A 14,095-nucleotide genomic window follows, 5' to 3' on the forward strand; every position below is an offset into this window, starting at 1 on the left:
ACCTTGAAGACGTTTTTGGCCCAGGCCTCGACCCTGGCAATCGTGGCACTGGCATTGGTGCTTGGCTGGTTCGCCTGGGAGCACTACACCCGCGCACCCTGGACCCGCGATGCGCGGGTGCGGGCAGATGTGGTGACGTTGTCGGCCGATGTGTCCGGGCGCATCACTGCGCTGCACGTGCAAGACAACCAGCATGTGAACCAGGGCGATCTACTGCTGGAAATCGACCCGGCGCGCTACACCCTGGCCGTGGAACATGCCCGGCGCGCCGTCGAAGTGGCCCAGGCCAGCGAAGGCCAGGCGCGGGCGCAGATCGTCTCGAGCCAGGCCTTGCTCAAACAACGGCAAAGCGAGGAGCAGCGTCGGCGCACCTTGAAGCAAGGCTTTGCGATCTCAGGGGAAGAATGGGAAAAATCCAGCACCGATGTCGCCGTGGCCCAGGCCGAACTGATGCGTGGGCAGTCGGACCTGAGCCTGGCCCTGGCCAACAGCCGCTTGGCCAGCGCGGCGCTGACCCAGGCCGAACTGGACCTTGAACGCACGCGCATCGTTTCGCCGGTCACAGGCTTCGTCACCAACCTGCAGACCCGCCAGGGCGACTATGCCAGCAGTGGTGTTGCCTTGCTGGCGCTGGTCGATAGCGCCTCGTTCTATGTCAGTGGCTATTTTGAGGAAACCAAGTTGCCTCGCATTCACCCCGGTAGCCGGGTGGACATCGCGCTGATGAGCGGAGAGCGCTTCGAGGGCAAGGTGCAGAGCATTGCCTATGCCATCACCGACCGCGAGAACGAGTTGGGCAACCGCCTGCTGGCCAACGTCAACCCCAGCTACACCTGGGTCAAGCTGGCCCAGCGGGTGCCGGTGCGGATCGAGATCGACCCGGCCTATGCCGGCAAAGCCAGCTTGCGCGCCGGTACCACCGCGACCGTTACCGTGCGCGATTGATAGGCCGCGGCAGTTCATCGGCTTGGTCTGAAAAGATAAAGCGTTGGCGCACAAAGACAAGACGCTGCCCGCACAAGGGTTCAAGCTGGTGCGTAACAACAATAAAACTCACCACCCAGGCTGCGCCCGGGTGCAGGAGCTCCGTTATGCGCCACTATGTCTTTTCCCTGGTTGTCATTGTGCTGGTGGGTGCCGCCACCGCTTTCACCGCGCCCGACCCGGCCCCGCAACAGCTGTCCATCACCAGTCTCTACCTGCCCAAGGTCACTGAGCACGCGACGTTCAGTCGCTTTTAACCGACAGCAGGGTGTGCCCGATGGCACCTTGGTGGTAGGCTTTTCGCCCTTTCTGTCTCTGTCGACCCGCACACCCTTCGATGATTTTCAACCTCGCGGTATTTCTCTGCACCCTGACGGCCATGGAGGGCGTCGGCTACCTGGCGCATCGCTACATCATGCACGGCTGGGGCTGGTTCCTGCACCGCTCGCACCATGAGCCGCACCTGGGCGCGCTGGAAACCAATGATGTCTACCTGGCAGCCCTGGCCCTGATCGCCTTTGCCCTGGTGGCGTTGGGCCGCGCCGGTCATGCGCCGTTGCAATGGGTGGGGGCAGGGGTGGCAGCATTCGGGGTCATCTATGTGATCGTGCACGACGGCATCGTGCACCGGCACTGGCCCTTCAAGCCGCGGCCGCGCAATCGCTACCTCAAGCGCTTGTACCAGGCGCACTTGCTGCATCATGCCTTGAAGGGGCGGGACAACAGTGTATCGTTCGGCTTTTTATATGCCCCGCCCTTGCACCGTTTGAAGCGCCAACTGCGCGAGCGCCGCAAGCACCAGTAGGAGCGCAATTTCGTACAAGATTGCCCGCTTCGTTAAGCGTACGCTGGAGCTGGTCCCTACATGGAGTAAGCGCATGAGCCTGCATATCGAAACCCCGTTGCTGGCATCCCGCCCGCTGAGCCTGGCCAGCGGCCTGGACATCTGGCTGAAGCTCGACGCCCTGCAGCCGTCGGGCTCGTTCAAGTTGCGCGGCATTGGCGCTGCCTGTGAAACCTATGCCAGGCAGGGCAAGCGTCGTTTCATTTCCTCTTCAGGTGGCAACGCCGGTATCGCCGTGGCCTATGCCGGCCGCAGCCTGGGCCTGGCCGTCACCGTGGTGGTGCCCGAGACCACCACCGAACGGGCCAAGCAGTTGATCCGTCAGGAACAGGCCGAGGTGATCGTTCATGGCAAGGCCTGGCACGAAGCCAACGCCCTGGCGTTGTCGCTGCTGGGCGATGATGACGCCTATATCCACCCCTTCGATGACCCGTTGCTGTGGCAAGGCCACGCAACGATGATCGATGAAGTCGCCGCCAGCGGTTTCACCCCCGATGCGGTGGTGCTTTCGGTGGGTGGGGGCGGTCTGTTCAGTGGTGTGTGCGAAGGCCTGGCGCGCAATGGCCTGGGGCAGGTACCCGTATTTGCCGTAGAAACCACCGGCGCCGCCTCGCTGGCCGCGGCCATGGCGCAAAAGCAATGGGTTGCACTGGACAGCGTCAACACCGTGGCCACGTCGCTGGCTACCAGGCAGGTGTGCCAGCGTGCCTTCGAGTGGAGCCAGGAACGTCCTGTGTTCAGCCATGTGGTCAGCGATCAGGCTGCACTGGAGGCGTGCGAGCGCTTCCTCTCGGACCAGCGCGTGCTGGTCGAGCCAGCCTGCGGCGCTGCGCTGGCGCTGGCCTATTCACCCAGCGAGGCGCTCAAGCGCCATGCCAAGGTGCTGGTGATCGTCTGTGGTGGGGTGACCGCGACCGTTGACCAGATCCGCCAGTGGCGGGCGACCTGCTGATTTGGAAAGCGTCGTTCATCAGGCTCCGGGCCATCCAGGCGTTCGCCTGATCGATGCCCGTTACCAGCAATTCGCCTTCCCCCGGCATTTCCACCTGGAGTACCACATCGGCCTGATCGTCGCCGGCCAGCAACGCTACGCTGCCGGTGGCGAACGCCTGCTGGCCGGGGCCGGGGACATCCTGCTGATGGCCCCGGAGCATGTACACGACGGTGCCAGTGCCAGTGACCAGGGCTATGGCATTCGCATCCTGACCCTGGACCCGATCTGGCTGGCCGAGGCCAGCCGTGACCTGAGCAATGGCCGCCAAGGCTTGCCCACCCTCAATGCCAGGCAACTGCGCCACCCGCGTTTGCAGCAGTTGCTCAATGGCCTGCACCAGCAACACGATCCGCTGGCGTTCCAGAGCCAACTTTACGAAACCCTGGCCCTGTTGCTGGGGATGGGCTCCACCCTTACGGTCAGTGACCACGGCAATGGCTTCGATGCCAGGCGCTGGCAGCAGTTGCGCGAGTGGCTGGAGTCTCGCCTGGACCAGCCGCCGAGCCTGGAAGCAATGGCCGCGTTCGTTGACCTGAGCCCCTGGCAATTGCTGCGCCGCTTTCGTAATCACTGCGGGCTGCCGCCGCAACAATGGCTGACCCAACTGCGCCTTGAACGCGCTTTGCCGCGGGTGCTGGCCGGCCAGCCGTTGAGTGCAATTGCCCTGGACCTGGGCTTTTACGACCAGGCGCATTTCAGCCGATTGTTTCGCCGCACCTACGGTGCGCCTCCCCGTGCCCTCGGAGGCGCAGGTATACACAAAGCCTGAGGGAGCTGACTTGCTTGCCACTAGGCCAACTTACACAGTCAGTCCGCATCACGGGGCAAGCCCGCTCCTACCGGGATCGGTTCGCGGCTAACCCACCAGCCGAACGCTGCGGCGGTGAAGAACATGATCAGGCTGTAGATCGCCGCCGGGATCGCCATGGTCGAGTTGTTGAGCAGGCTCGGGGCCAATGCCAGGGCAATGGCCAGGGTGCCGTTGTGGATGCCGATCTCCATGCCGATGGCAATCGCCTGGCGTTTTGGGATCTTCAGCAGGCGCGGCAGCCAGTAGCCGATGCCCAGGCTCAGCAGGTTGAACAGCAACGCCGCTCCGCCGACCACCGGGGCGTACTCCACGACGGTCTGCCAGTCCTTGACCAGGGCCAGCACCACGGTGAACACCAGAAACAGCGCCGCCACCAGTTTCATCGGCCGTTCCGAGCGCTGCGCAAAGCCTGGTGCCAGGCGGCGGATCAACATGCCCAATGCCACCGGCACCAGCACAATGGCGAACACTTGCAGCACTTTGGTGAACTGCAGCGGGATGGCCTGGTCAGCGGTCATGAAGTAGGCCAGCGACAGGTTGACCAGCAACGGCATGGTCAGGATCGCGATCAGCGAGTTGACGGCGGTCAGGGTCACGTTCAAGGCCACATCGCCGTGGGCCAGGTGGCTGAACAGGTTGGCCGTGGTGCCGCCAGGGGAGGCGGCCAGCAGCATCAGGCCCACCGCGAGTGCCGGGGCCAGGCCGAAGCCCTTGGCAATCAGGAAGCAAATGAACGGCAGCAGCAGGATCTGGCAGGCCAGGCCGATGAGCACTGGCCGGGGGAATTTCACTACCCGGGCAAAGTCGGCCAGGGTCAGGGTCAGGCCCAACCCCAACATGATGAAGCCCAGGGCAATGGGCAGAAAGGCGCTTAGCAAAGGCGATGCAGTCATGTCCGGGTCTCACGCAAAGGGATGTGCGCCAGTGTAGGCGAGGATCTCAGCTCGCGTAGCCCGGCATCTGCTCATCGAGCTTGCGCAGCAACGCCGGCCAGGGCAGGGCGCCGCCCATGCCGGTGCTGCTGCGCAGCACGCCAGCGAGCATGGCCTGGGTACCGGCGAGGATGCTCTTGGGGATTTCGCTCAGCGCCGCGCCGCTGCCTTGGGCCATCAGTTGGATCTCGCAGGTACGCTGGAAAATGAACATCATCAGGAAAGCGTCGGCCACGCTGGCGGCGCAGGTCATCAGACCGTGGTTGCGCAGCATCATGTAGTGGCTCAGGCCCAGGTCGGCCTGCAGCCGGGCCTCTCATCGGCGTGCAGGGCAACGCCTTCGTAGTCGTGGTAGCTCAGGCTTGCGAGCACGAACATCGACTGCTGGGACAGCGGCAGGATCCCCGCCTGCTGCGCCGACACGGCAACGCCCGCGGCGGTGTGGGTATGCAGCACGCAATTGACGTCGTGGCGCACCTCATGCACGGCGCTGTGAATGGTGTAGCCGGCGGGGTTGATCTCAAAGGGGCTGTCCATCTGCTTGGAACCCTCAAGATCGACCTTCACCAGGCTGGAGGCGGTGATCTCATGGAACATCAACCCATAGGGGTTGATCAGGAAATCTTCGGTGCCCGGTACCTTGGCCGAGATATGGGTGAACACCAGGTCATCCCAGCCATGCAGGGCGATCAGGCGGTAGCAGGCGGCCAGGTCCACGCGGGTCTGCCACTCCTGGGCCGAGACTAGCTGCTGGACATCACCCGGTGTTTTCAGGCTGTGCATCGGTGCTTTCCTTGTTCTTGTGGGTATGGCCCTGAGTCTAGCCACACGGCACCCGGGCGGAACTCGCCTTGGCAGCCAAGCTGATAGCCTTGCGGGTCAACCGGCAGGTGAGGTTGTTCGCGTGCGGGCAGTGGTGTAGAAATGCTGCGCACGTTTTGAACAAGAGTCCGTTGATGACCGAGCGCACCACCTCTTCCCATTGGGCCAGCACTATCGTCCAGTCCCTTGAGCACCAGGGAGTGGACTGCCGCCGACTGTTCCAGACCCTGGGCATGAACTACGCCGCCCTGAACGACGCCGATGCACGCTTTCCCCAGGATGGCATGACCCGCTTGTGGCAGGAGGCGACACTGAGCACCGGCAACCCGGCCATTGGCCTTGGCATGGCCCGCGCCGTCCGGCCATCGGCCTTTCATGTGGTGGGCTATGCGGTGATGTCCAGCCATACATTGCTGGAGGGTATCGAGAGCCTGGTGCGCTACCAGCGAATCATCGGCGAGGGGGCAGACCTGGCCCTGCAGGCCACGGACGAAGGCTATGACTTGACGCTGGCCATTCATGGCGACCGTCTGCCCTCGACCCGGCAAAGTGCCGAAGGGTCGCTGGCGTACTTTCTTGCGTTCTGTCGCTGGTTGGCCAATCGGCCATTGCAGCTTCGGCGGGTGTGTTTTCGCAGTGAAGCGCCCCAGGACCCCGGGCCCTACGCCGAGGTATTCCAGGCACCCTTGCAGTTCGAGGCCGAGCGCTACGCCCTGTGCTTTGAGCGCGCCGACCTGCAGGCGCCGCTGCCTACGGCCAATGCTGGCCTGGCCAAGTTGCACCAGCGTTTTGCCGATGACTACCTGACACGTTTCGCCGATGGCCAGGTGACGCACCAGGTGCGCTTGCTGCTGTGTCGCCTGCTGCCTCGGGGTGAGCCTCGTCGAGAAGCCATGGCCCAGGCCCTGTTGTTGTCCGAGCGCACCTTGCAGCGGCGCTTGCAGGAGGAGGGCAGCAGTTTTCACCAATTGCTCGACGACACGCGCCGTACCTTGGCCGAACAGTACCTGGCCCAGCCGGGGCTGAGCCTTCAGGAGATCTCCTATTTGCTGGGGTTCTCTGCGCCGAGCAATTTCTTTCGCGCCTTCCGGCGCTGGTTTGCCACCACCCCCAACGACTACCGTGCCAGCCGCGCGCCTTAGCAGGCGGCCAGGTACAGCGATTGCCGGGGACGGGCAAATACCCGGTGCAGTATCGGCTCGAAGAACGCCAGGGGCAGGGTCTCGCCCGCCGGGTCGAAGGCGGCCGCGTCGTAGCGGGCGCAGAACTCGATGGTGCGCAGGTACTGCGGGTGCTGCTTGAATTGCTCGCGCAAAAAGCGATCCATGCCCAGGTGATGGAAAAAGTAGTAGCCCTGGAAGATGCCGTGGTGTTCGATCATCCAGTGGTTTTCGGCGCTGACAAAGGGCTTGAGCATCGCTGCGCCGATATCGGCGTGATTGTAGCTGCCCAGGGTGTCGCCGATATCGTGGAGCAGGGCGCAGACCACGTACTCTTCGTCTTCACCGGCGCGATAGGCCAGGGTGGCGGTCTGCAGGGAATGGGTCAGTCGGTCTACCGGAAAGCCGCCGAAATCGCCTTCGAGCAATTTCAGGTGAGCGAGAATGCGCTCGGGCAAACCGGCGGCGAAGTCGGGAAAGTGACGAGCGATGATTGCCCAGTCCTCGGCGGTACCGTCGTCCATGTGGGTAAAGCGCGCGCGTGCGTTCATGCAGGGCTCCAGGTTCAATGCCGTTGTGGCTGGGCCGAGCATAAGAAGCCGCGTGCCGTGTGCCCAATCGCTCCGGGCGCCAGGTTGTTATCTTTGTTGGCCATTGTTGGCCACGCCTGCGTCAAGGCGCCGCGCTTGTAGACCCTGGCCCCAGGCAGTAGCATTCGCGGCTTTACTCAAGGATCCGATACCCGATGCAGTTCCAGCCAGGCATTCTCGACGCTCCCGTTCCTGCTCAAGCCCGTCACCTGTTTTTCGCCCTGCACACACCCGCTGTGCTCGCTGGCGTGCTCGATGCACTGCTGCAAGCGGTAGATGGCAGCCGTGTGGTGGCCGGTTTCGGCGCGCCGCTGGTACAGGCGCTGGGGCGTAGCATTGATGGCCTGCGTGCCTTCCCGCAGTTGACCGCCGCCGTCGACAATCCTTGCACCCAGCACGACCTGTGGTTGTGGGTGCGCGGCGATGACCGCGGTGAACTGTGGTTGCTCAGCCAGGCCCTGGAAAAGCTGCTGGCGCCGGCGTTTGTGCTGGTCGAGGCCACCGACGCCTTTCGCCACAAGAGTGGCCATGACCTGACCGGCTATGAAGATGGCACCGAGAACCCGGTGGAAGACGCCGCGATTGATGCTGCAATCGTTGCTGGCGATGTGCGTGGGGTGAGTGGTTCGAGCTTTGCTGCGTTCCAGCTGTGGCGTCATGACCTGGACTGCTTCAAGGCACTGCCGCAGGCTGAGCAGGACGACATCATTGGCCGACGCAAGTCCGACAATGAGGAGCTGGATGATGCGCCGGTGTCGGCGCATGTCAAACGCACTGCCCAGGAAAGCTTCGAGCCTGAGGCGTTCATCGTGCGTCGGTCGATGCCTTGGGCGGACGAGCGCGGGGCCGGGCTGGCCTTTCTGGCTTTTGGTCATTCGTTCGATGCGTTTGAAGTGCAGTTGCGGCGCATGAGCGGTCTGGAAGATGGCGTGGTCGATGCGTTGTACCGCTTCAGCCGACCACTCACCGGCGGCTACTACTGGTGCCCGCCGATGTGCGAAGCCGGCCTGGACCTCAGCGCCTTACTGGGCTGACAACTGTAGGCGCGATAGCCAGCACATCTGGAGTTGCCTGGAAAACGGCCGCTACGCGGCCGATCGCAGTCTCGTTCCTCGGCAGCGGCTACAGAGTACCGGTGTTGCCGCTGGCGACAGCCTGCGATCGACCGCACAGCGGTCGTGGTTCAACACAGTTGCCCCCACTGGTCGGGTTCAAAACCCGCTCTCGCGCAGGAACACGGCCATCAGGTGCGTCACCCCATCGGCCAGCAAGCTGCGGCGCTCGCCCTCGATTTTCAGATGCCCCCGGGTTTCGCGCAACGAGGGCAAGGGCGCATCCAGCTGAACCAAGACCTGGAACACCGCAGTCGTCGGTATCAGCGCGCTTTCATGCGCCGCCACCGCCAACGGCCCGCCATAGCGTGACGCCAACAGCCGATGGCTGAGCTGGCTGGTACGGGTGCTGGCGATGGCCAGCACCTGTCCGCTTACCGGCGCGGGCTGCCCATCGGCATAAAAACGCACCCGGCCACCCTGCACCAGGCGATGCACTTTGTCCTGGTCGACATAGGCATCGACCTGCCAGTGGCGCGGGTCGATCAATACCCCCAGGGCTTCCTGGCGACCCACCCACTGCCCTGGCCGCCAATCAGGGTTGACGTCCAGCCATTGCCCTTCAAACGGTGCCTGCAGGTTGAGGCGGGCGATTTCCGAACGCGCCGAACGCGCTTCTTCGTATTGCACGCGCAAACGCTCACGGGTCGCTGCCTGTTCGGCAAGCCCGCCCGGCTCGGCCAGCAGGCCGCCCAGGCGCGCCTGGTAGCTGCGCGCATTGGCTTCGCTGCTCTGCAGGCGCGAGGCGATGTCGGGCTCGTCCAGTACCACCAGGGTTTCCCCGGCCTTGACTGTACCCTCGCCACGCACCGACTGCAGGCGGGCAGGATAGGGCGCATATACCCGCAGCTGATGTTCTGCACGGGCCACGCCCACGGCGTCGATCTGGCTGCGCCAAGGCACTGCCAGCAGCAGCAACAGCGCTGCCAGCAGGCCATAGAATACCCACCGCCGGCGCTGCGGCACGGCGCTGCGCTGGGCGTACCAATGCTTGAGTTCACGCCAGATCGGCATGGCGATAAACCAGGACAGTTCCACTACCAACAGTACGATCCCCAGCAATTTGAAAAAGAACAGGTACACCGCCAGGGCAATCCCCAGGAACAGCACCAGCCGGTAGGCCCAGGTGAGAAAGGCAAAGGTCACCAGCAGGCGGCGCTTGCTGGCCGGAAAGTGTTCCGGCCAGGGTTCGTCCAGGCCCAGCAGGTTGCGGCGCAGGCTGACCCGGGCCAGTGCCGAGGCGCGTTCGTGCAGGTTGGGAAAATCCAGCAGGTCGGAGAGGATGAAGTAGCCGTCAAAACGCATGAATGGGCTGGCATTGAGGGCCAGAGACAGCACCCAACTGGTGGTCGCCAGGTACAGCAGGGCATTGCGCAGCGGGCCTGGGTCGCACAGGGCCCAGCCCAAGGTGCTCAGGCCTGCCAGTGACAGCTCGGTGATGATCCCCGCGGCGGCGATGGCCAGGCGTTGCTGCGACTTGCGCAATTTCCAGCTTTCACCGGTGTCGGTGTAGAGCATGGGCCAGAGCACCACGAAGGCAATGCCCATGTGACCCACTTTCAGCCCAAGGCGGGTTGCCACCAGGGCATGACCAAGCTCGTGCAAGGTCTTGGCGACCATCAGGGCCAGGGCAAAGCTGAGCAGCCCTTCGACCGAGAATGACTCGACCACGTCGTGGACGAAGGTGTCCCACTGGTGCAGCACCAAAATGATCCCCAGCACGCTCAAGGCAATGACCACCAGTGCCGTGAGCGGGCTGAACAGCCAGCCCAGTGACTGGGCCAGGTGCTGCAGGTGGTGTTGCGGGCGCACCAGCGGGATACGGAAGAACAAATAGTGATGCAGCCACCAGCGCCAGCTCAGCCAGGTACGCTCTTCGCCGCGTGCCTTGAGCCGTTCCAGCGCCTCGGGGCCCGCGCGCAGCAGTTGGTGCTGTTCAAGGAAGGCCTGGAACCCCAGCACCTGATCGACGTCGGGTTTGAGGGCCGTCTGCTCGGCAATCTGGGTGCTGACCTGGCGTGGTGTCTGGCCCCAGCGCAGCAGGCACTCGAACTCCAGCCAGCCAATCCGGTAAAAGCGGTTGATCACCGTGTCCTGGATCACCCAGGCCGGCTCGCCGTTGCTGCCCTCGGACGCCTCGCTCAGGCGCAGGTCTTCACGCAGGGGCGGCAACGGCAGGTCGGCGGGCTCGCGCATTACAGGCCACTCCAGGCACGTACCGCTGCGATCGGGCGGCGCAGCAGGTAGTAGCCGAGCATGACCCGGCCGCCATACAGCTTGGCGGTGCCATGCAGGCCCAGGCGAGCATGCTCCGAAGCGTCGTCGATGCTCGCCAGCAGCCGATAGGCGACCACATTGTCGTCGGTACTACGGGCCTGGTAGCTGGTCTCGAGGATCTTGCCCTTGAGCGGTGTCAGGGGGTAGGCGGTCAGAAACAACGTCACCTCGGCCCCGGGTTCCAGGGCGATGGCGTCGGCCACCGGCAGTTGGATGAGCATCGCCGGTTGCGCAGGGTCGGCCACCTGCATGATGCGCTCGCCGGTGACTACCGGTTTGCCCAGCCAGTCGTTGGGGTCGCTGAACACCGCGACGCCATTGCGTGGCGCCAGCACCCGGGTGCGCTTGAGCTGGGCCTGGACCGCTGCCAGTTCGGCCCGGCGCTGGCGAGCGCGGCCTTCGAGCAGGGTCAGCTCGCCTTTGCTTTGCGGGTTGTCGAAGGCGCGCTGGCTGGCTGCCGACAGTTCGGCATCGGCCACCGCGACCTCCTTGCCAAGTACTTCGGCGCGGCTGCGCAGGGTGGTCTCATCGAGGGAGAACAAGGGTGTCCCCACTTCGACCACCTGGTTGGGTCGTACCTGGATCTGGTCGATCACGCCATCAATGGGGGAACTGATGATCTGTGCCTGGCGCGAGACGATTTCGGCCGGTGCCAATGCGCTCTGGCGCACCGGCAACAGCAACAACAGCCCCAGCGCCGCCACTAGCAGCAGGCCCTGGCGCCGGCTCAGGCCCCAGCGAAACAGCCGGCGTTGACGGCTCAGCGCCGTCCAGCAGTAACCCCAGGTGTCGAGCAGTGTAGGCAGGGCCTGTTGCATTGGTGCAGGCGGCGCCTGCTCCAGCAACAGCAGCAAGATACCCAGGCGCTCACCGTCGCGAGCGTGTACCGGCAGGCACCACAACCCTTCGGGCCACCATTCATCCCAGCCGTCGGCGATGTCTGCGGGCGGTGGCACGCTGTTGCGAGTCAGCCACACAGGCGCGGCATCGGGCACCTGGCTTGCAACCCAGCGACTGGCCCGCTGCAACCAGACCAGGTAGGGCGAATCTTCGCTGGGGCGAGTCAGGCCCGAGACCTGCAGCAGCTCAAGGCGCTTGCCGCGCTGGGCGAACACCAGGGCCTGGTGGAACGCCAACAGCGGGTACAGGTCGTTGGCCATGGAGAAGCTCAGGGCATTGAGCGAGTCGGCCTGCAAGGCACGGTCTCGCAAGGCCCCCAGCTGCAGCAGCAGGTTCAGCGGCGGGGGCGATTCACTCATGGTCATCGGGGAACCGCGCCGTGCCGCTCATGCCGGCAATCAATTCGGGGTACTTGTTATCGAGCTGGGCTTCGAGCTCGACGGTCTGCGCCACGGCATCGACCCGGGCGTTGATGACGCTGATATGTGCCGGGTACTGCTTGCCGGTTTCAACGATGTTCACCTCCAGGGGCATGCCGGGCTTGAGGTGCTTCAAACGGGTGGAGGGCACGTTCAGGCGCACCTTGAGGTCGCCATCGCTGACCAGGTCGAACAACGGCGTGCCGGCACTCACGGTCTGGTAGGGCTTTACATGGACCTTGGCGACTCGCCCGGCAAACGGCGCCAACACCTGACAATAGCTGCTTTGCGCGGCGGCCATGGCCTGGGCGCCGTCGGCCTTCTGTACTTCGGTATTGGCCATCGACACTTCAAGATCGCCCACCGCATCGAGTTTGCGCAGGCTTTTCTTGGCGTCCAGGTTCTGCCGGGCCATGGCCAGTTCGGCGGCGGCCACCTTGGCCCGGGCCTGGGCTTCGCTGCAATTGAACCGCGCCAGCGGGGCAGACTTGGCCACGCGCTGGCCAAAGCTGCCGCGGAGCTCGGTCAGGGTCCCGGCCATCTGGCTCGACAGGGTGGTTTCCAGCTCCGGGGCCAGCAACACGCGAATGGTCGCGGCCTCGTCCAGGGGCGGCGGCACATGGGTGGCCTGGGGGGCGTCTTCGGCCCAGGCGGGCAGGGCAGTGGCGAGCGACAACAGAATCATCACGGCAGATTCACAAGCTCGGTTGGGCATAAGGCGTTCCTTGCTGGGTGACGAGCAGGCGTTTTTGTTCCTGTTCATTGAGGGTGCGGTGAATCTCGTTGGCCAGGGTCTTTACGTCGTGCTTGTCGATCTCGGCCGGCAGGATGTCCAGGCCGATGGAGTTGTACAACCGGCCCCAGGCCGCCTGGGCACTGGAGAACGCCGCCTCGCGCTGGTAGCGCGAGAGCAGGTAGCGACCTTCGGCGCGGATCAGCTCGAGCTCCGATCCCAGGTTGTTGCGCTGCGCGGCCTGGGCGTAGTTGAGCAGACTCTGGTCGACGCGCAGGCTTTCATCGGAGAACGTCACCTCCTGGCGTGCCAGCTGATAGCGCAGGGCGCCTACCCGAACCTGGGTGAGAATGGCCATCGACAGGGCGATCCGACGCATGTCGTCGGTGTTGCCTTGTGACGCCTGGGCAGCGTTGAGCGAGGGCAGTTGCAGCAGCTTGAGCAGGTTCATCGACACCTGCAGGCCGGTGGCATTCCAGTGGCTGTTGTAGGCCAGGGAGTTGGAGTCATAGCGGTAGCCGTAGTCGAACGTGACGTTGGGCCACAGTTGCGCCTTGGCAATTTTCAGGTCCTTCTCGTTGACCCGCTTGCGGTACCACTCTTCCATGATCTCCGGGCGGTTCTGCAGCGACAGCAGCTCCAGCTGGTCGATACCGGCACCGATCTGCGGCAATTGCGGCTCGGGCATGTCGGCCAGGACCATGCGGGTCTTGGGCGGCAGCGACATCAATGCCGACAGCTCGGCCTGGGCGAACTCCAGGTCCTGGCGGCGGACGGTGAGCAGGTACACCGAGTCGAGCAGGGCGCGCTGGTAGGCGAGGATCTCCTGGCGGGGCAGCAAGCCCTTGTTCTCGGCTTCGCGGGCCTGGGTCAGGGCGCGGTGGGTGCGGGCCAGCAACTGGTCCACTTCAGGCATCAGGCGTTGCGCGGCCAGTGCGCGCCAATACGCGTTGCGCACATCCTGCAGGACGTTCTGCGCCACCTTGCGTCGGCGCTCGTCGGCCATCAGCATCTGGTCGGCCTTCTGCTGGGTGCGGTAGTAGGCCACGCCAAAGTCCAACAGGCTCCAGCTCAGGCCCAGGCCGTAGAGCGTGCGGTAGCGGTCTTCGGAGGTCGAAGGGCGCAAACTCTCTTCGCGGTCCTCGATACCGATGGAGGTACCGCCCGAGTCGTTGTTACGGCCGGCATAGCCCGCAGAGGCCACCAGGCGCGGCAACATCTCGTGGCTGGAGACGTCGCGCAGGTCCGAGGCCAGGGCGCTTTCCATCAACTTGAGGCGGTAGTCCAGGTTGTATTTCAGCGCCCGGGCCGCCGCTTCGTAAAAGGTGATAGGCGTGGTGACCGGCTCCTGGTCACGGTACATGCGGGCCTGGTCGTCGACGATGCGCTGGCGGTTCTGCTCTTCGGTGATGGCCTGGGGTTCCAGCGACGCACAGGCACTGAGCAACAAGGCTGAAGTGAGGGCCGTAATCGTAAACCGGGTCGCATGTCTAGGCATATTCAGTCCTTTGTCAATG

The 14,095-nt window shown here is 64.2% G+C and carries 13 protein-coding genes and 1 pseudogene; 7 read left to right on the forward strand and 7 right to left on the reverse strand.

What is annotated here, in order from left to right; genetic code table 11:
* Window positions 1-3 precede the first annotated feature (3 nt).
* The 5 genes from H621_RS0119985 to H621_RS27355 all read left to right on the forward strand — a co-directional run bounded on the left by H621_RS0119985 (window position 4) and on the right by H621_RS27355 (window position 3,591).
* Window positions 4-945 carry an HlyD family secretion protein gene (locus H621_RS0119985; protein ID WP_028945073.1) on the forward strand — a complete coding sequence of 314 codons (942 nt, stop codon included), beginning with the start codon at window positions 4-6 and terminating at the stop codon, window positions 943-945.
* Between the two features lie 146 nt (window positions 946-1,091).
* Window positions 1,092-1,241, forward strand: a complete 150-nt coding sequence (locus H621_RS28570) for a hypothetical protein (protein WP_156905639.1) — start codon at window positions 1,092-1,094, stop codon at window positions 1,239-1,241.
* A gap of 80 nt (window positions 1,242-1,321) precedes the next feature.
* Window positions 1,322-1,789 (forward strand): sterol desaturase family protein, encoded by a 468-nt coding sequence (locus H621_RS0119995; RefSeq protein ID WP_028945074.1) that lies wholly within the window; start codon window positions 1,322-1,324, stop codon window positions 1,787-1,789.
* A gap of 73 nt (window positions 1,790-1,862) precedes the next feature.
* A complete protein-coding gene (locus H621_RS0120000; protein ID WP_028945075.1) occupies window positions 1,863-2,780 on the forward strand; it encodes a pyridoxal-phosphate dependent enzyme in 918 nt (305 codons plus the stop codon).
* 1 nt (window position 2,781) lies between these two features.
* Window positions 2,782-3,591, forward strand: a complete 810-nt coding sequence (locus H621_RS27355; protein ID WP_036990176.1) for an AraC family transcriptional regulator — start codon at window positions 2,782-2,784, stop codon at window positions 3,589-3,591.
* A 38-nt stretch (window positions 3,592-3,629) separates the two neighbouring features.
* Here H621_RS27355 and H621_RS0120010 read toward each other — a convergent pair whose 3' ends face one another.
* Together H621_RS0120010 and H621_RS27360 are read right to left on the reverse strand one after the other, a co-directional pair.
* A complete protein-coding gene (locus H621_RS0120010) occupies window positions 3,630-4,526 on the reverse strand; it encodes a bile acid:sodium symporter family protein (RefSeq protein WP_028945076.1) in 897 nt (298 codons plus the stop codon).
* 46 nt (window positions 4,527-4,572) lie between these two features.
* Window positions 4,573-5,348: pseudogene (locus H621_RS27360) on the reverse strand (class II aldolase/adducin family protein).
* Window positions 5,349-5,521: 173 nt separating this feature from the next.
* On the opposite strand from H621_RS27360, the gene H621_RS0120020 reads away from it, so the two are divergent.
* Window positions 5,522-6,529: an AraC family transcriptional regulator gene (locus H621_RS0120020; protein ID WP_028945077.1), complete on the forward strand. Its 1,008-nt coding sequence runs from the start codon at window positions 5,522-5,524 to the stop codon at window positions 6,527-6,529.
* Here H621_RS0120020 and H621_RS0120025 read toward each other — a convergent pair.
* A complete protein-coding gene (locus H621_RS0120025; protein ID WP_028945078.1) occupies window positions 6,526-7,098 on the reverse strand; it encodes an HD domain-containing protein in 573 nt (190 codons plus the stop codon). The genes H621_RS0120020 and H621_RS0120025 overlap by 4 nt on opposite strands.
* A 194-nt stretch (window positions 7,099-7,292) precedes the next feature.
* Here H621_RS0120025 and H621_RS0120030 point away from each other — a divergent pair, with 194 nt between their 5' ends.
* Window positions 7,293-8,171: a Dyp-type peroxidase gene (locus tag H621_RS0120030; RefSeq protein WP_028945079.1), complete on the forward strand. Its 879-nt coding sequence runs from the start codon at window positions 7,293-7,295 to the stop codon at window positions 8,169-8,171.
* A 177-nt stretch (window positions 8,172-8,348) separates the two neighbouring features.
* On the opposite strand, the gene H621_RS0120035 is transcribed toward H621_RS0120030, so the two are convergent.
* The 4 genes from H621_RS0120035 to H621_RS0120050 are packed head-to-tail and all read right to left on the reverse strand — an operon-like array spanning window position 8,349 to window position 14,076.
* Window positions 8,349-10,445, reverse strand: a complete 2,097-nt coding sequence (locus H621_RS0120035) for a site-2 protease family protein (RefSeq protein ID WP_028945080.1) — start codon at window positions 10,443-10,445, stop codon at window positions 8,349-8,351.
* On the reverse strand, window positions 10,445-11,791 hold the full coding sequence (locus H621_RS0120040; RefSeq protein WP_028945081.1) for an efflux RND transporter periplasmic adaptor subunit: 1,347 nt from the start codon (window positions 11,789-11,791) through the stop codon (window positions 10,445-10,447). Before H621_RS0120040 ends, H621_RS0120035 begins: the two co-directional genes overlap by 1 nt.
* Window positions 11,778-12,560: an efflux RND transporter periplasmic adaptor subunit gene (locus H621_RS0120045; protein WP_051270638.1), complete on the reverse strand. Its 783-nt coding sequence runs from the start codon at window positions 12,558-12,560 to the stop codon at window positions 11,778-11,780. The genes H621_RS0120040 and H621_RS0120045 overlap by 14 nt, the downstream gene beginning before the upstream one ends.
* Window positions 12,541-14,076, reverse strand: coding sequence for a TolC family protein (locus H621_RS0120050; protein ID WP_028945083.1), 1,536 nt, complete (start codon window positions 14,074-14,076; stop codon window positions 12,541-12,543). The genes H621_RS0120045 and H621_RS0120050 overlap by 20 nt, the downstream gene beginning before the upstream one ends.
* Window positions 14,077-14,095: the final 19 nt, after the last annotated feature.

The sequence above is a fragment of the Pseudomonas vranovensis DSM 16006 genome, assembly GCF_000425805.1.
Classification (GTDB): domain Bacteria; phylum Pseudomonadota; class Gammaproteobacteria; order Pseudomonadales; family Pseudomonadaceae; genus Aquipseudomonas; species Aquipseudomonas vranovensis.